Consider the following 17185-nt stretch of genomic DNA (forward strand, 5'->3'; position numbering starts at 1 on the left):
CCTCCCTCTAAATTTGTCAATCGTTTTAATTTTCATAAAAAAATGATAAAATGTAACCATGTGTTTTCAGAATAATTAAAAACGCAGAAAGAAAACACTGTTTTTAGGAGGGGTTTTGATGACTTACACGTTAGCAACTAGAATGAAAGCATTCCAATCTTCTATATTTAGTGAATTAGGGGCCTATAAAAAAGAAAAAATTGCAGCAGGTCACAAAATGATTGATTTAAGTATCGGGAATCCTGATATGCCGCCTGCTGACTTTGTAAGAGAAGAAATGGTACATACAGCAAGTGAAAAAGAAAGTTATGGATACACATTAAGTGGTATTCAAGAATTCCACGAAGCTGTAACTGAATATTACAACAACACTCATAACGTTAAATTACATGCTGATAAAGAAGTATTATTATTAATGGGTTCACAAGATGGACTCGTTCATTTACCTATGGTTTATGCGAATCCGGGAGATATTATATTAGTTCCTGATCCAGGATATACAGCTTATGAAACTGGTATTCAAATGGCTGGCGCAACATCTTACTACATGCCATTAAAGAAAAATAATGATTTCTTACCTAACTTAGCAGCTATCCCCGAAAATATTGCTGATCAAGCGAAGATGATGATTTTAAACTTCCCAGGAAATCCAGTTCCAGCAATGGCTCATGAAGATTTCTTTAAAGAGGTAATCGCATTCGCGAAAAAGCATAATATTATTGTTGTCCATGATTTTGCTTATGCTGAATTTTATTTTGATGGTAAAAAACCAATTAGCTTCCTCTCTGTGCCTGGTGCTAAAGATGTTGGAGTAGAAATCAACTCTTTGTCAAAAAGTTATAGTTTAGCTGGTAGCCGTATTGGTTATATGATTGGTAATGAAGAAATTGTTCGTGCACTTACGCAATTTAAATCAAATACAGATTACGGAGTGTTTTTACCAATTCAAAAAGCAGCATCAGCTGCACTAAGAAATGGCGCTTCGTTTTGTGAGAAAAATCGCAGTATTTATCAAGAACGTAGAGATACTTTAGTTGATGGATTTCGCACATTTGGCTGGAATGTCGATAAACCAGCTGGTAGTATGTTCGTCTGGGCCGAAATTCCGAAAGGCTGGACTTCTATAGATTTTGCTTATGCGTTAATGGATCGTGCGAATGTCGTTGTTACACCAGGTCATGCATTTGGACCTCACGGAGAAGGCTTTGTACGTATTGCACTCGTTCAAGATAAAGAAATGTTACAACAAGTTGTTGAAAATATTAGAAATAGTGGGATTTTTTCTCTTGAAAAAGTAAATGAATTAGTTAAAAATTAACGATAACTCCCCTGCTTAACTGTAGCAGGGGTATTATTTATTGGAGGTATTTCCATATGCATATTAAAGACACTCTTCCTCATCGTTATCCTTTTTTAATGATTGATAAAGTAACAAATGTAAAACACGGTGAATTCGTTACGGGATATAAACTCATTTCAAATAATGAGTGGTTTATAAATGATTATCAAAAACATATGCCTCATATGTTAATTGTAGAAGCACTTGCTCAGCTTAGCGCATTTGTACATACGAGTGACTCTGAAGGATTAGGCTTTCTCTCCTCTTTAGATGGAGTTGCATTCCACGGAAAAGCATATCCCGGTGATAAACTTGAGTTATATTATGAGCTAACTCGTAATCGCCGAGGTTTTGTTCTCGGTAAAGGCACCGCAACTGTTGATCATCAGCCGATTGTAACGATAGAAAAGCTATTAATATATCAAGCAGAATAGAGTGTTCCTTAAATTAGTTGAGTGTATGGTTTAACACGAAAACATATTACGTAGTTAGGAGCAGGAAAATGGAAAGTACTATCGGTATTGATGCTGGAGGAACATTAACAAAAATTGCTTATTTGAACAAACAAAAGCAATTATCTTTTGAAAAATTTTATTCAAATGAACACGATGAAATAATAAATTGGCTTAAGAAACACACTGGTAAAAAACAAATATGTATTACAGGTGGTAAAGCAAAACAATTACAGCAACTACTTTCAGATTCATATAAAATAGTAGAACTAAACGAATTTGAAGCTACTCTTGTAGGTGTCCGATACATATTAAAAGAAGAGAAGTATGATATAAACAACTTTATTTTAACAAATATCGGTACAGGTACTTCTATTCATTACGTTTATAATGACAAATATGTTCGAGCTGGTGGAACCGGTGTTGGCGGTGGTACTATTATGGGACTTTCAAAATTATTAACAAATATAGATCATTTTGAAAATGTGATTCCTTTAACAAAAGTAGGTTCTAGAAAAGATTTAGATATTACGGTTGGAGATATTTATGGTGGTATTCTATCTCCTATTGATAATAGTTTAACTGCAAGCAACTTTGGTAAAGCAGCTAATACTGAAGCGAATTATAATAGCTCTGATATACTAGCTACTGTACAAGGGCTTGTCGGTGAAGTCGTTACTGCATTAAGCCTTCAATTCGCGGAAACAAAAAACATTGACCATATTATTTATATTGGCTCGACTCTATGTAATAACGTACACCTTCAAAATATTATTAGTAGCTACACAGTATATCAAAATAAAACACCAATCTTTTTACGAGATGGAGGTAATAGCGGTGCGATTGGTGCTTTACTTCATGTTACGAATAAAAAAAGCTGACACTTGTCAGCTTTTTTGCAACGGTACTTCAAATTCAATAATTGATTCCCCGTTCTCTCCAATTCGCTCTACACTAATTCTATCAACTACACATTGTAACTTTTCAGGGAAACTATGAATATCCTTAGCTACTTTAGCAGCTAACTCAGCACTTTCTTTTCTCCCGACTGTTACATGCGGTATGTACGGAATATCTTCTTTCAAAAATGGTATTAAAGGTCCTGTATATAGCCTATCATGTAGTTCTTCTATTTGTTCTTTCCCTCCCTCAACTTCTAAAAACAAATAGTTTCCTACACTAGTGATATGATTTGCAAACTCAATTTCGATTTTGCCTACCCCTTTTGATAAATTCAAAATATGAGATTTTAATTCATCACTTGAAATATTACTCTTAAATGGAAATACGATTGTTATATGCGGTGGAATTAATCCAAATAAAGGATCATGTTTATGTCTAATGTTCTCTATTTTATCGATGGACATGTTATTTAGAAAAACTAAAATTGTACGCATTTTTATCCCCTCAACTTTTCCTCATTATAATATGTATCATATTCAATAACAGCCTGCCCTTCAACAACTTGTTTTGCTTACATGTAAAAATAAAAAAACTTCTCAAATGAGAAGTTTTCATATAGTGTGATTATTATTTTCCCGCCAAACTTTCCTAAACTTTATATAACAGGCAATTCTCCAAGGAATAATATACGATACTGCAACAACATAAAATAATAAACCTATTGTTTGCTGATCTAAGTCAACAATATATTGTCTTGAACCGTATCTTAAAATAATAAGCGCAATAAAAGTAATTAAAAAAGCTGCACTTTTTTTCGTGTAAATATTCCCATCATCTCTTCGCTCGTAATTTGTTAGAACTATAAGTGGTACAGCGAAAAGAACCCCAATTAATGCTGCTAGTATTACTTGTAAGATAGCTGGATGTACGGGACCAAAAAACCATACAATACCTGGAGTTAAAAATAGTAATGGCCATAAAATACGTTTTCCCGATCCCTTTATCGGCTTATGCATAGAGCGATAACGACGCCAAAATATTAGTAGTGCAATGCATAAAAAGACTGTAATGAGTGAAGAAGTGTCTCCCATTTGTTTTTCCTACTCTCCTCAAATATATACTTAATTATATTTTAAATTGTTTGCTCAAATGATACCTTTCGAATAAATATACCGCTAGTCACGACATAGACGATAGTTAATATAATTGAAATGACAATAAAGTATGGGATATCTATTAAAGATAGATTAGATGTAGAATTTAAATCCTGTATTCCTACTTCTGCATAAAGCACACTATTCAATGATATAAAAAATGTTCCACCAATCATAAGACCAATCCACTTAAAACGTTTCTTAATCACTACTACTACTTGAAAGAAAGTTGCTATTGTAACATACAATAATAGTTGTACAATAAACTGTTTAACTGATTGTTCTCCTAAACTAATATTTACTGTACTATACAATGTATTTTTCAAAAAAATCACTTGAAGGAATGAGAAAACCACAGCTTGTAATAAGATATAGAAAACTGATCCAATGAAAAACTGTAATCTCGTTACTCCAAATGAAACTGCTAAACGAAACACATCATCCTGTATGATAAAAGTACTTACTACTATAAACAGTGTAATTGCAATCGAAGGATTATTTAATATATGTTGCAAAAATCCTTCTCTTATTTCTCTCAAATCCATTACACTTGTAATTCCTTTTATAAGTAATGCTGTAATCCAAAATATTAAAATTGCTTTGTAATGAAAATTTATATGTAACTTCAACTGCTTCATTAAAATCGTCATTTTATTTCACCACCAGTTATGTGAATAAATAGTTTTTGTAATGTAATTCTATCAATCAGTAACCCTTCTTTTTCAAGAGAATAATAATCTTCATTAGAAAGCTCTTCCCATAAAACAACAATCCCCTTATTTCCATAAACTTCTCGATTTATAACTTTTTTATTGATTGAAAACTCATCCACTTTATCTTTTTTCCCTGAAATAATATGACTTTGTTGTAATAAATCCTCCACAGATGATTGAACAATCAGTCTTCCTTCTTTTATGATAATTACCTCTTCGATAACATGAGTTACTTCTTCTACTAAATGTGTTGATAATATAATTGTTCTTGGATACTCACCGTAATCTTCTAATAGTAAACTATAAAACAACTCACGATGCGCTGCGTCTAAACCTGTAGTTGGTTCATCAAAAATAGTAATTGGCGCTCTACTTGCTAACCCTTGAATAATTCCGACGACTGTTTGCATACCGTGTGATAGTTTATGGTATTTCACTGTCATATTAAGCTGAAATTTATCAGCAAGTTCTTCAGCGTATTTTCCATCCCAGTTTTTATAAAACAGGCTGCACATCTTAAAAATTTCTTTTACTTTAAAACTTAAACGAGCTTCTTCTTTCACTCTAACAAAACAAATATTTTGCATCGCTTTACTATTTTCAAATACATTTTCACCAAATATTAATACACTTCCACTACTTGAAGTTATTTGTCCTGCTAGTAAATTTAATAGTGTCGTTTTTCCTGCTCCATTCCTCCCAAGCAAACCATATATTTTATGCTCTTCCAATGAAAGTGTTACTTCATTTACAGCTATTTTCTTTTTATATTTTTTCGTTATATCTTTCGTCTCAAGTGCAATCATCCCTCTTTCCCCTCCTTCGTAATTTTTTGAATCATATCCATCAATTCATCTTTTGATATTTCTAACACTTTCGCTTCTTCCCACACTTTAGGTAAATATTCGGTCATAAAAGTCTTTTGTCTTTTTTTAAGTACGACTTCTTTCGCTCCCTTTGCAACAAACATCCCGATCCCTCTCTTTTTATATAAAATCCCTTCATCCACTAATACATTTACCCCTTTAGCTGCAGTAGCTGGATTAATTTGTAGCATCTTCGCAAATTGATTTGTCGATGGAACTTGTTCTTCTTCAAGTAATATGTCTTTTAAAATATCAGATTCAATCGTTTCTGCAATTTGTAAGTATATTAATTTATTTTGCTCCAGAGTAGGTTTCATAATTTCACCACCTTAGGTTCTTAGGTTCATTACTTATGTAATTAACCATATCACATAAAAATATTTATTTCCATAAATTTCTTTTACAAAAAAAGAGAGTCATTTATTTAAAAATGACTCTCTTTCTAAAAGTTCGAAGTTTCAACTCTTGTTCTCAAATTCTTTTCATTTATACCATTTTGACAAAAGTTAAATTGTTGTCCTTTTATTGACTTTGTACGATCTACTATTTGCCCTAAATGATAACTTGTGTGCCCCACTAAATGTAATAAACCATGAAGTTCAATATGTCTTTTTTCTTCCCATGATTGTATATATGCTTTTCCCCATTCATCAAATACTTTTTCAACGTACTGTAGCAAAACTTCAGAACTTTGTCTTTTTACTGGAAAATACTCTTCAATTCCCTTTTCAAAAACTATATTGGGATTTTTATAACGACTAGTATTTCTATAAATATGTCCACAAATATGCAATACAATTCCACCAATTGAATTAACAGAGTTCCCTTGCTTCCACAAATCTTCTTCACTAACGAGGCTAATTGCCTGTATTAACTTAGGTAAATAATGACCCTTCATTCTATGATAAGAAATTTTGTATACAATCTCCATCTTTGTCCCTCCAATTATTTCACTGGATATTTAACAAATAAAGATTTCCGAAAATCTTTATCATTTATAAGCATTGTAATTTTTTCATTATTATCGTTAAGGAACTTTACTACTTTCTTTTTATCCCATATACCATTTTCTTTTGGAAAATCATCAAATTTTACATACAGGATTGATAGTATTTCTTCTCTTTTTATCGTGAAATTTTTATTTTCTACTTGAAACTCGTAACTTTTCGCATTTGGTACTAAAATCGCTAAATAAATAACGTTAAAGAGAAAATTCTTCTTCATCGTATCCTTACCATCAAACCAATACGTCTCAACCATGTCTTCTGTAAGGGTTCCATTCCCTTTTGCACTATAGTTCACCTTTATGCTTTCATTCTCCAAACTTATACTTTGAAATGTTTCACCACCGGGTAAATGATTAACAATTGCAACTACATCTGAGTTATTACCAACATATGTTCCAGCATATTTCCTAAAAGCACCAGGTTCAACATCAGATATTTCTTTTATTCTTTCTCCGCTAGAACAAGCAGTAATAAATAAAAAAATTGTTAGCATAACAACCACATTACGATGCATATATTTCATTTAGCATCCCCCATTTTTATCGATATTTTGTTAACTACAATACATCTACTCAAAACCCTTTAAAACATACGCATTTTAATCAAAATTAAAAATTTTCAATTTTTATGTTTACAATTATCCATTAATTGTATATACTTACTAACGTAAGAAAAAATTCTAAAAGGAGGTCGAATAAAATGATGAAATTACAATTACATGCTTTAACTTTAGCGTTAACTGCACCTTTGTTTTTCGGACAATTAAATATGAATTCGACCACCCTAATGGAGAATTGAAAATCGCACTTTATTTCTATTAATTCATAAATTCGCCACAGGAGGTCGTATACTTTCCTGTGGCTTTTTCACGCCTAGCCATAGGAGAACTATATCTTCCTGTGGCTTTTTTGTGCGATTTTTTAGCCTCTTATATTATTTTTTAAAGAAAGGAGCAACATTCGATGACTATTAGCGTATTGTTTTTAAGTATTACGATTCAAAGAAATACAATTTCCAAAGATGAAATTTTTCATAATGAACAAATTGAAAAAGCTATGAATGATGTTAAGGAGCGCCAAGCACTTTATTGTGATCACCTGTAATTCCTTTTCGGAAGGAGGAATTCATTTATGACCTTTCATATTTTCTTTTTTACAACTGTACTTCAGAGAAACACTTTATCTGAAGACGAAATCGTTCGTAAACAACAATTAAAACAACTGACTGATAAAATAACTGACATTAAAAGTTCATACTACACACAAATGTATTAAAAATATATTCTTAAGGAGCAAAACCTTCATGAAATTTAAGGCATTCTTTTTAACTATCACTATTCAAAAACGTAAGCTTTCTCAGAATGAAATTTTACGTGAACAACACATTCAAACTATTATGGACGAAGTAAAAGAGCACCAAGCCTCTTATTACAGCCGTCTTTTCTAAATAACTTTTAAAGGAGCAATATCCTCATGAAATTTAAAGCATTCTTTTTAACAATCACCATTCAAAAACGTAAACTTTCTCAGAATGAAATTTTACGTGAACAACACATTCAAACTATTATGGACGAAGTAAAAGAGCACCAAGCCTCTTATTACAGCCGTCTTTTCTAATTAACTTTTAAAGGGGTAATATGTAATGAAATTTAAAGCATTCTTTTTAACTATCACTATTCAAAAACGTAAGCTTTCTCAGAAAGAAATTTTACGTGAACAACACATTCAAACTATTATGGGCGAAGTGAAAGAGCGTCAAGCTTTTTATTACAGCCGTCTTTTCTAAATAATTTATAAAGGAGCAAAAAACTAATGAAATTTAAAGTATTCTTTTTAACCATTACGATTCAGAAAACTAAGTTTTCAGACAGTGAGATATTGCATGATCAACAAATTAATAAAGCTATGGAAGATGTAAAAGAACGTCAAAGTCACTACTGTAGCCATCTATAATTCCTTTCGAAAGGAGGAATGTATTATGAAGTTTCACCTTTTCTTTTTAACAATCACAATTCAGAAAGAAACCCTTTCTGAAACTGAATTAAAGCAAGAACAACAATATAAACAGATTATGGACGAAATTCGAGATCGTAGAAGCAAATACTATTCTCACCTATAAACCTTTAAAATATAAAAATTGAAAGGAGTCGATTATGATGTTGATAGCACGTTCTAAAGAAATGATTTGGATAATTCAGAGGGATTCCACGTAGTTTTATAGACATTATATCACACAAGTATATGTCTATATTTGATATGTAATAAATATATAATAAAACTACATTTTCACACTTTTGACATTGAGTAATAAACAAAAGATACACCACTTAAAAAGCGGTGTATCTTTCTCAACATATACTATTTCCGATTACTTCGTTTCGTCTTAAACAATCTCACTAAGTTCGATACAACTGTTTTTGTTACTGCATAAACTGGCACTGCTAAAATCATTCCGATAATTCCCGCAAAGTTACCTACCCCTAAAATTAAAATAATAATTGTTAGCGGGTGGATATTCAGTTTCGAACTCATAATACGCGGTGAAATGATGTTACTTTCAAACTGTTGTACAATTGTTACGATAATAATTACGTACAACGCTTGCATCGGAGATACGAACAGGCCTACAATAACAGCTGGTGCTGCACCGATAAATGGACCTAAGTTAGGAATGATATTTGTAAATGCTGCTATAATTCCTAAAACGAAAGCGTACGGTAAATCGATAATTAAATAACCGATAAAAGTAAAAGCACCTACAAATATACAAACGAGCGCTTGCCCTTGAATATATGCAGATAATGTTTCATTCGTTTCCTTAATGATGCGAAGTCCTTCTTCACGGTAAGATTCTGGTAATAAGCTTACTGCTTTACCTGGAAAGGCATGTCCATCTTTAAACATATAAAATAAAATGAATGGTACTGTGAAGATAACTAATGCAACGTTCGTGATAATACCAAATAAAGCCGTTGCACTCGACGTAATCGTGTTTGGTATATCCTTTAAGTATTCAATCGCATTTTTCTCAATTGTTTCAATGGAAACATAGTTTTGTGTAGATAACCATTCAAACAATCTATGATGGGATAAATCTTGTATGTATACTTTTCCCTCTTTTATATAACTTGGCATATTTTTTACTAAATCCATTAGCTGTTGTGAGATCGTTGGAACAACTACCCCAACTCCAACCGCAGTTAATGTTATAATAAAAAGATATAACAGTAATATCGCTAAATTTCTAGGTACTTTTTTCTCCTCCAAAAAGACTAATACAGGATTAAATATAAAGTATAAAAATAACGCGATTAAGATTGGGAAAAACAATGTTGATATGAAGATACCAATCGGTTGAAATAGAAACGATATTTTTGTGCAAATAAATATGATCGCTACAACCATTAGCACTTCTAATGTCCAAAAGTGCACTTTCGATTTCAAAAAACATCCTCCTTTAAACTAGCACTTCTCTTCATTGTACCAAAATAAGCAACAATTTCACATAATATTTTCCTTTACAATATTCCAAAATACCAATAAATACACTACAATAAGAATACATACAAATTTGTAGGTAAAGGTGATAAAAATGACACAATGCATCATTTGCAGAAAAGATACGAAAGAACTTAGTGAACAATATGTCATCCCAGAAATATTATGTGGATATTATTTCACAAACTCATTTTGTGATACTTGTCATGAACAGATGACAACAAATATTGATCGTCCTTTAATTCGGCATAAATTAAGTCAATTTAAGATTGAGCAAATGAAAAAACAGATTGACTCCCCCCTCTATACGAATGAGCATGGTGAGGAACTTGCAGCGGCTGAGACAGATGTTGTAGAAGTAAGTGATGAAATACTTTATTCCAATGCATTAATTATGAAACTATGTAAAAAGCACGATATTTCACTACATAATGAAATTTGGAAAGAAGAACGTGTAACGAAAGTAGCTAGCTCTATTCAACGTGAATTACTTTTAGATAACCGCAAATACAAGATGAGCGTATTAAAAATGGCTTATACTTTCGCTGTACAAGCTGTTGATGGCTATTTTGAAGATCCAGATGCGATTGATATTTCTAATATTTTATCAAATGCCGACTTCATGGAATTAAAAGAAAAGAGCATTGTACGCGATTTAAGCAAAAGTTCTTTATGGAATACATTAAATACAAATAGTGAAAACCATTACTTTATTTTATTAAGTGATAAAGATGGCCTGTTCTGCTTCATTCGTCTATTTGATATCTTTGATGTTGTCGTTCATTTATCAGAAAAAAGATATGAACTTTCATCACCCATTGTCGGTGTAAATAATGTAAATAAGCAGGAATTTTATATCCAAACTTTAAAACAGTATATGGATGGGCTATTTAAAGAAACAACCCCTTCGATTTAATCGAAATCAGAACATACGGTCTCCTTTCTTGATGAAAAGACACTGTGTTATAATGAGTATGAAAAGAACAATACAATCACATAAACTAATTATTAATTGTATATAAATAAAAAAGACTAGTGTGCGGCTACACACTAGTCCACGTAACCTAGCAGATTGGATTGTTCATTTATCCTATTTGTTTCTTACAAACAAAACAACCCACATTCTATTGGCATAGGTGGGTTGTTATTTTTTGAGCTTGTCTATTAAAACGACGACGAACGTTAACAATGCAACGAGAAACAGTCCACCTTGCAATAACAACGCTATTTCACTCACTTATTATCACCCCCCTCCTACTCGGAGAAGTGATAATTGAACAACCAACCGTACCTTAAGTTACTATTTAATTTTACCATATTTTCTAATAGTTTACGATGAAAACCCGCAAGTGATTTACTTGCGAGTTTTTTTATTTCTCATTATTTTTTTAGTGCAAATGCATCAGCTATCATTTCGCCAACAATTTTCTTTTCTTGCTCCTTTTCTTCTTTCAATAAAGGAAATAACAGTTCTGCCACTTCATATGCTTCTTCTAAATGAGGATATCCTGATAAAACAAACGTATCAATTCCTAACGCTTCATATTCTTTTATTCTTTCTGCTACTGTATACGGATCCCCAACAAGCGCAGTACCTGCACCACCTCTTACAAGCCCGATGCCAGCCCATAAGTTAGGACTTATCTCTAACGACTCCCTCGTACCTTTATTTAAATGAGTCATTCGTTTTTGACCAACTGAATCATATCTTGCAAATGTCTTTTGAGCAAGCTCAATTGTTTCGTTATCTACATATTGAATTAAACGTTCTGCCTCTTCCCATGCTTCTTCTTCTGTCTCTCTTACAATTACATGTAACCTGATGCCGAATCGCACCTTACGCCCCTTCCCTTCCGCAAGTTTTCTTACTTCATCTATTTTTTCTTTCACTTGCGCTGGCGGCTCTCCCCACGTTAAATATACATTACTATGTTCAGCCGCCACTTCTTTACCTGCAGCAGACGATCCGCCAAAATAAATTGGTGGATACGGTGTTTGAACCGGAGGAAATACAACTTTACTATCCGTAACTTTAATATGCTTTCCTTCTAAAGAGATCGTTTCACCTTGTAAGGTCGATTTCCAAACTTTTAAAAATTCATCCGCTGCTTCATATCTTTCATCATGTTCCAGATATAATCCATCGCCTTGCAATTCAACAGGATCTCCTCCAGCTACTACATTAATAAGTAACCTCCCATCTGAAATTCTATCAAATGTTGATGCCATCCTCGCTGCAACTGTCGGTGACATAAGTCCTGGTCTAACTGCTACTAAAAATTTTAATTTCTCTGTTTCGGCTGCAAGTGCAGATGCTAATACCCATGGATCTTCACACCCTTGACCAGTTGGAAGTAACACACCTGTATATCCTAAGTAATCAGCTGCCTGTGCAACTTGCTTATAATAACCATATTCAGCTGCCCTTCCTCTTTTTGTCGTCCCTAAATATCGACCATCTCCATAAGCTGGAATAAACCATAACAATTCCATATCTTTACACACCCCTTATTTATATTAAAGCGTATACTAAAATACTCTATATAAATTACCCCTAATAATTTACCCCGCATTAACGGGCAGTAAGATCCCCACCTCAAAATTCAGCGAAAGCACAAAAGCTAGGTGAGGAATCAACTGCCCATAAAAGCCCGATTGGTTCAACTAATAATTAGTGGGGGATGAAGCCCCCCACTAATTAAAGTTTCACTTTATATGTTAATTCCCTGTCTCTCCTTTAAAATTATCTCGCCATCTTAAGAATTTCACTTCTAGTAAACGTACGAGTGAATCAGAAAACTTCCCAACGAATGCAAAGATAATAATACCGACAAATACAATATCTGTATTTGAAAATTGCCTTGCATCCATAATCATATAGCCAATACCTTCTGTAGATCCCATAAGTTCTGCTACTACTAAACTCACCCATGCAACTCCTAAGGACAATCTTGCACCGAGTAATAGGTTCGGCAATGCTGATGGTAAAATTAATTTCGTAATTAATTTTCTTCTACTAAACTCTAACACTCTCGCCACATCAAATAACTTTGAATCTACACCTCGTATTCCTAAAAACGCGTTAACGTATAAAGGAAAAAATGCACCATCTGCAATTAATAACACTTTCGATGTTTCGCCAAAGCCGAACCATAATACGAAAAGCGGTGCCACAGCTAAATGAGGTACAGTTCGTAACATTTGTACTGACGGATCTAAATATTGCTCACTTCTCGTTGAAAATCCAACAATCGTTCCTAAAATAATTCCTAAACTTCCGCCGATAAAGAAACCAGCCGCAGCCCTGAATACACTAATACTTAAATGACCGAATAACTCTCCTGTTTTTATAAGTTCTTGAAAAGCTAGAATTATATGTAATGGCGTCGGTAAAACTGTTTTAGAAACTAAATCGAATACGCCGGCTAACTGCCAAATAATTAATACGATAATCGGTATAGTAATCGCTCTTACTAGCACTTTTACATTCGTCTTTCGCTCTTTCTTTACATTGTTTTTGCCAATCGTTATACTCGCCCTTTTCATAACCGCTTTCGTATTCTCCAATTTATAAAACCTCTTTTCACTTCGCCTTTAATGCTTTTTCTACGAAAGAATTATCTACAACTTTATTTGTCTTTATTTCTTTCTTTATAGAACCGAGCTTATATTGAAAATCTGCTGTCTTTTGTTGTTCTGCTATTATTTCTTTCGTTACTGGAACTAAAATGGGTTTGTCATGATTAAACACTTCTTTTACAATCTCTGCATCTATCTTCTTGGTTGAAGTATATATTTTTATTGCTTCATCCAAATTTTCATCTTGCCATATGCGTGCTTTTTCATAAATTTTGAGGAATTTCTCAACTAACTCTGGATGTTCTTTCGCAAACATTGTTCTTGTTATTAAAAACTCTGGTGAAGAAACATTCAATGTGTCACCATCTGCAATCACCTTCGCTCCTTTATTTACCGTATGTAACGATATGAAAGGATCCCAAATTGCCCATGCATCTACTGCTCCTGATTCAAATGCTGGCTGTGCTTCATCTGGTTGTAACTGAATAACATTTACATCTTTTGCATTGATACCTTCCTTATCTAGTGCTCGATACAATAAATTAAAAGCGCTACTTCCTTTTGCAACTGCAATTTTTTTACCTTTTAATTCTTTTACACTCGTAATCTTGCTATCTTTTTGTATAAGAATTCCTGTTCCTTTTCTTGCATAACTTGTATTAGCAATTTCGGTAAATTCAATACCTGCTGCTTGCGCGGAAATAACTGGGGAGTTCCCAACTTCACCAAAGTCTAATCGATTCGATGCGATAGCCTCAAAATAGGGAGGCCCGCTTTGAAACTCCGTCCATTTCACTTTAACCCCTTCTTTTTTAAATTCTTCTTCAAACCATCCTTTTTTCTGTGCGAGTAATAGTGGACTTAATCCTTGCTGTATACCAATTTGTACTGTTATATCTTCCTTCTTACTACTCGCTGTGCTTTTTTCACATCCGAATAAAAATAAAGAAATAGCTAAAGCAAAAGAAAGAACTTTAATTTTCTTATACATATATACTCACTCTTTCTCTATATACTTGTTTGAATTAGTCCCCCGTGTTCAAACTGCTGTAATACTTTCTTTCGAATTTCTTGGAATGACTCCGAAGTTTTACTACGCGGATAAGGTAAATTATTTTCAATCACTTTATGTATTTTTCCAGGCTTTGCACTCATGATAATAATTCGGCTCGAAAGATATATGGCTTCGTCTATATCATGTGTAACGAATATCATTGTCGTCTTTTTTTGTTCCCAAATGTTGAGCAGCACTTCTTGCAAATGACTTCGGGTAAACGCATCAAGTGCGCCAAATGGTTCATCAAGCAATAATACATTCGGATCCCTTAGCAACGCTCTTGCAATCGCAACACGTTGTGACATCCCGCCTGATATTTCTTTCGGATATGATTTTTCAAAACCGTCTAACCGGACGATTTCAACCCAGTCTTTCACCTTATCCTTCACATACTTATCTTTTAATGACAAATCAGCTGCAATATTCTCTTCGACTGTTAACCATGGAAACAGACGGTGTTCTTGAAATATAAACCCTTGCTTCTTACTCGGTTTTGTTATGTGCTCCCCATCAATAATGACTTCACCTTCAAAATCGCTGTCTAAACCTGCAATAATTTTTAATAGTGTACTTTTTCCGCAACCACTCGGACCAATTACTGTAACAAAATCCCCTTTTTCTAATTGGAAATTAATATCTTTTAATACTTGAACAGTACCAGTTTGTTTCGAAAAATATTTTGATACTCCATCAATTGAAACAGTCATTTTTCCCCCTCCTTGAAATGATTCATCTAAATGAATAGATTCAGTATTTATATAATAAAAAAACCAAAGGCATTTCATTACAAAATGAAATGCCTTTGGTTTCTCCAATCAGCTATACGTTATAGAATTAACTACATATTATACAAATTTTTCCGATAAGTCAACTGGGTTTTAATGAACATTATTTAATTTTAAAAATGCTAGCAGTTTCTGAAATGATATTCGGAAGCGATTCTTGAATTGTATTTTTCACTGTATGAAGAGCTTTTTCTACATATCCATCTTCAAAATGTTCTAACGGCTCAGGTAATTCATCCTCATCCAATATAAAAGATTCTCCACTTGGAAGTACCATAATATCAAGGATTAAATCTTCAAAGGATACCACTTCATCCGTTATATCAGTATTCTTTACAATATTAAAATAAGAACCTAGATAACTTCCATCCTGATCTCTCCAAACGTATAAATTATACGGACGACTCCTCCAGTAATATGCAACTGTATAACTTCCTTTCGGGATCGTTAACTTCGTATCGTTTGCTGTCATTGTAAAAGAGTACTGTACTTCATGGTATAAAACAATTTTATCTGGCTGCGTTTCTATTAATAAACAAGCATGATCTACTGTTGTAGCATCATAGCGAATTTTTCTTTCAATAATTTCAATCCCTGACGGACGTAAGCAACTCATGTTTTAAATGCCCCTTTTATTTTAGTTCTTTCATTATAACCCTTTATTTTTGCACTAAGAAGGCGTTCAATCAATTTATTCATTGTTTTTTTATTTAAAATTTATATAATCACATTTTCTACTTCACAAAAAAAGCCCCTTCTAAGTTAGAAGGAACTCCAATAGCATTATCCACGTTTCAACTTCTCCGTAACCATATCATAAAATTTCCGTTCCTCATCAACATTTAAGTAAACACGACTTACAGTTTTAGAAAATCCATATAACAATCGTGCCTTTACTGGCTCTTTTAGTGTTATTTCAAATGTTGGAGGTTCCTTTATAAATTCCATCACAGTTGCGTCAAGGACCTCTTTCTCTTTCTTTAAAGATTCTCCTTTATAAAACACAATTGTATCGATGCGTGCAAATGGTATAATAATTTTCTTTCCTAATCCGATTTGAATAATTATTTGTTCTTCTGTAATGATAATCGGATTTTTACGCATTGCTTGTATTTCAGCTAAAAAATAAAACATTGCATACACGTTTAAAATAAGTAAAATCCATGCTATTACTGGATTCCATTGATGAAGTAAATAATGAAAACCGATACTTTCTATTAAGGTCGCATGGATCATCATGATGTATACACCTATTGCACCAGTCTTTTTGTGATATGAGTATACGCATTCACCTTTTGGTACTTTTTCATGCCACGATAAAAATGCATAATAGATTAACTTACACTCTGTTACAATGATATCTACTAACTTACTTCTTTTCATAGTAGCGTCAAACGCTGCATCAATTGCATAAGAAAATGAAGAATACTCACTTTTATATTCTTTATATCTTTTTATTATGTTAGGAAGCATTCTAACAATTTTATATAGAAGGAATAACTCTAAGCAAACAAATGCAATTTCTCCCGCAACAATAATATAAGAAACATATGAAAAAGATTGTAAATAGTCACTTGGAATAATAAATCTTACAAAAATATAACCAGCTATTACAATAGGAAATATATACGTTAACGAGTATCTTTTTCGAATAATAAAGAAATACGTGATGATTGGAATTACAAACATACAATCTAATAATGACCCGAGAACTACTTCTTTCGGAGCATCTGGTACAATCGGAAGAGCATACAATAAATAGTTTGATAACAAGATGAAAGATATTAGTCCAAACCAAATACCTGTTCGCCTTCGTGATAGTCCGACATTCAT

General features: G+C 32.9%; 26 protein-coding genes. 11 read left to right on the forward strand and 15 right to left on the reverse strand.

Features of this window, described 5'->3' with window-relative positions; genetic code table 11:
- Positions 1 to 118 precede the first annotated feature (118 nt).
- The 3 genes from KVT31_RS19590 to coaW all read left to right on the forward strand — a co-directional run bounded on the left by KVT31_RS19590 (position 119) and on the right by coaW (position 2672).
- Complete coding sequence (locus KVT31_RS19590) at positions 119 to 1318, forward strand: LL-diaminopimelate aminotransferase (RefSeq protein WP_140392475.1); 1200 nt, start codon at positions 119 to 121, stop codon at positions 1316 to 1318.
- Positions 1319 to 1374: 56 nt separating this feature from the next.
- Positions 1375 to 1773: a 3-hydroxyacyl-ACP dehydratase FabZ family protein gene (locus KVT31_RS19595; protein ID WP_088096714.1), complete on the forward strand. Its 399-nt coding sequence runs from the start codon at positions 1375 to 1377 to the stop codon at positions 1771 to 1773.
- A gap of 68 nt (positions 1774 to 1841) precedes the next feature.
- Complete coding sequence (gene coaW, locus KVT31_RS19600) at positions 1842 to 2672, forward strand: type II pantothenate kinase (RefSeq protein ID WP_088096715.1); 831 nt, start codon at positions 1842 to 1844, stop codon at positions 2670 to 2672.
- 6 nt (positions 2673 to 2678) lie between these two features.
- Here coaW and KVT31_RS19605 read toward each other — a convergent pair whose 3' ends face one another.
- The 7 genes from KVT31_RS19605 to KVT31_RS19635 form a co-directional block, all read right to left on the reverse strand.
- On the reverse strand, positions 2679 to 3188 hold the full coding sequence (locus tag KVT31_RS19605) for a 2'-5' RNA ligase family protein (RefSeq protein ID WP_088096716.1): 510 nt from the start codon (positions 3186 to 3188) through the stop codon (positions 2679 to 2681).
- Between the two features lie 117 nt (positions 3189 to 3305).
- Positions 3306 to 3785 carry a CcdC family protein gene (locus tag KVT31_RS19610; protein WP_088096717.1) on the reverse strand — a complete coding sequence of 160 codons (480 nt, stop codon included), beginning with the start codon at positions 3783 to 3785 and terminating at the stop codon, positions 3306 to 3308.
- Positions 3786 to 3826: 41 nt separating this feature from the next.
- Positions 3827 to 4498, reverse strand: coding sequence for a DUF4052 family protein (locus tag KVT31_RS19615; protein ID WP_088096718.1), 672 nt, complete (start codon positions 4496 to 4498; stop codon positions 3827 to 3829).
- Positions 4495 to 5367, reverse strand: coding sequence for an ABC transporter ATP-binding protein (locus KVT31_RS19620; RefSeq protein WP_088096719.1), 873 nt, complete (start codon positions 5365 to 5367; stop codon positions 4495 to 4497). Before KVT31_RS19620 ends, KVT31_RS19615 begins: the two co-directional genes overlap by 4 nt.
- Complete coding sequence (locus KVT31_RS19625; protein WP_088096720.1) at positions 5364 to 5744, reverse strand: GntR family transcriptional regulator; 381 nt, start codon at positions 5742 to 5744, stop codon at positions 5364 to 5366. The genes KVT31_RS19620 and KVT31_RS19625 overlap by 4 nt, the downstream gene beginning before the upstream one ends.
- Before the next feature lie 125 nt (positions 5745 to 5869).
- Entirely contained in the window at positions 5870 to 6358 is a 489-nt protein-coding gene (locus KVT31_RS19630) for a DinB family protein (RefSeq protein ID WP_088096721.1), read from the reverse strand.
- A 14-nt stretch (positions 6359 to 6372) separates the two neighbouring features.
- Positions 6373 to 6957 (reverse strand): DUF4825 domain-containing protein, encoded by a 585-nt coding sequence (locus KVT31_RS19635; RefSeq protein WP_088096722.1) that lies wholly within the window; start codon positions 6955 to 6957, stop codon positions 6373 to 6375.
- A 439-nt stretch (positions 6958 to 7396) separates the two neighbouring features.
- Here KVT31_RS19635 and KVT31_RS19640 point away from each other — a divergent pair, with 439 nt between their 5' ends.
- Genes KVT31_RS19640 through KVT31_RS19670 form a run of 7 tightly spaced genes read left to right on the forward strand, consistent with a single transcriptional unit; the run spans position 7397 to position 8552 of the window.
- Positions 7397 to 7537: a YrzI family small protein gene (locus tag KVT31_RS19640; RefSeq protein ID WP_000156189.1), complete on the forward strand. Its 141-nt coding sequence runs from the start codon at positions 7397 to 7399 to the stop codon at positions 7535 to 7537.
- 27 nt (positions 7538 to 7564) lie between these two features.
- Entirely contained in the window at positions 7565 to 7708 is a 144-nt protein-coding gene (locus KVT31_RS19645) for a YrzI family small protein (protein ID WP_088096723.1), read from the forward strand.
- A 28-nt stretch (positions 7709 to 7736) separates the two neighbouring features.
- Complete coding sequence (locus KVT31_RS19650) at positions 7737 to 7880, forward strand: YrzI family small protein (RefSeq protein WP_000668975.1); 144 nt, start codon at positions 7737 to 7739, stop codon at positions 7878 to 7880.
- Between the two features lie 26 nt (positions 7881 to 7906).
- Positions 7907 to 8050 carry a YrzI family small protein gene (locus tag KVT31_RS19655; RefSeq protein ID WP_000668975.1) on the forward strand — a complete coding sequence of 48 codons (144 nt, stop codon included), beginning with the start codon at positions 7907 to 7909 and terminating at the stop codon, positions 8048 to 8050.
- A 25-nt stretch (positions 8051 to 8075) separates the two neighbouring features.
- Complete coding sequence (locus KVT31_RS19660; RefSeq protein WP_088096724.1) at positions 8076 to 8219, forward strand: YrzI family small protein; 144 nt, start codon at positions 8076 to 8078, stop codon at positions 8217 to 8219.
- A gap of 26 nt (positions 8220 to 8245) precedes the next feature.
- On the forward strand, positions 8246 to 8386 hold the full coding sequence (locus KVT31_RS19665) for a YrzI family small protein (protein WP_000669813.1): 141 nt from the start codon (positions 8246 to 8248) through the stop codon (positions 8384 to 8386).
- 25 nt (positions 8387 to 8411) lie between these two features.
- A complete protein-coding gene (locus KVT31_RS19670; RefSeq protein WP_087953365.1) occupies positions 8412 to 8552 on the forward strand; it encodes a YrzI family small protein in 141 nt (46 codons plus the stop codon).
- 239 nt (positions 8553 to 8791) lie between these two features.
- Here KVT31_RS19670 and KVT31_RS19675 read toward each other — a convergent pair whose 3' ends face one another.
- Entirely contained in the window at positions 8792 to 9877 is a 1086-nt protein-coding gene (locus KVT31_RS19675; RefSeq protein ID WP_088096725.1) for an AI-2E family transporter, read from the reverse strand.
- Between the two features lie 148 nt (positions 9878 to 10025).
- Here KVT31_RS19675 and KVT31_RS19680 point away from each other — a divergent pair, with 148 nt between their 5' ends.
- A complete protein-coding gene (locus tag KVT31_RS19680; RefSeq protein WP_088096726.1) occupies positions 10026 to 10847 on the forward strand; it encodes an HNH endonuclease in 822 nt (273 codons plus the stop codon).
- 228 nt (positions 10848 to 11075) lie between these two features.
- Here the strand turns inward: KVT31_RS19680 and KVT31_RS30355 are convergent, their stop codons facing one another.
- The 7 genes from KVT31_RS30355 to KVT31_RS19710 form a co-directional block, all read right to left on the reverse strand.
- Complete coding sequence (locus KVT31_RS30355) at positions 11076 to 11168, reverse strand: putative holin-like toxin (RefSeq protein ID WP_001289320.1); 93 nt, start codon at positions 11166 to 11168, stop codon at positions 11076 to 11078.
- A gap of 143 nt (positions 11169 to 11311) precedes the next feature.
- Positions 11312 to 12424 carry an FMNH2-dependent alkanesulfonate monooxygenase gene (gene ssuD, locus KVT31_RS19685; protein ID WP_088096727.1) on the reverse strand — a complete coding sequence of 371 codons (1113 nt, stop codon included), beginning with the start codon at positions 12422 to 12424 and terminating at the stop codon, positions 11312 to 11314.
- 225 nt (positions 12425 to 12649) lie between these two features.
- Positions 12650 to 13498, reverse strand: coding sequence for an ABC transporter permease (locus KVT31_RS19690; RefSeq protein ID WP_088096728.1), 849 nt, complete (start codon positions 13496 to 13498; stop codon positions 12650 to 12652).
- Between the two features lie 16 nt (positions 13499 to 13514).
- Positions 13515 to 14501: an aliphatic sulfonate ABC transporter substrate-binding protein gene (locus KVT31_RS19695; RefSeq protein WP_088096729.1), complete on the reverse strand. Its 987-nt coding sequence runs from the start codon at positions 14499 to 14501 to the stop codon at positions 13515 to 13517.
- Positions 14502 to 14518: 17 nt separating this feature from the next.
- Positions 14519 to 15274: an ABC transporter ATP-binding protein gene (locus KVT31_RS19700; protein ID WP_088096730.1), complete on the reverse strand. Its 756-nt coding sequence runs from the start codon at positions 15272 to 15274 to the stop codon at positions 14519 to 14521.
- Positions 15275 to 15455: 181 nt separating this feature from the next.
- Positions 15456 to 15968, reverse strand: coding sequence for a ribonuclease FAU-1 family protein (locus tag KVT31_RS19705; RefSeq protein ID WP_088096731.1), 513 nt, complete (start codon positions 15966 to 15968; stop codon positions 15456 to 15458).
- Between the two features lie 167 nt (positions 15969 to 16135).
- Positions 16136 to 17185 carry a hypothetical protein gene (locus KVT31_RS19710; RefSeq protein WP_088096732.1) on the reverse strand — a complete coding sequence of 350 codons (1050 nt, stop codon included), beginning with the start codon at positions 17183 to 17185 and terminating at the stop codon, positions 16136 to 16138.

The sequence above is a fragment of the Bacillus sp. GbtcB14 genome (assembly GCF_019091205.1).
GTDB classification, from domain to species: domain Bacteria; phylum Bacillota; class Bacilli; order Bacillales; family Bacillaceae_G; genus Bacillus_A; species Bacillus_A cereus_AG.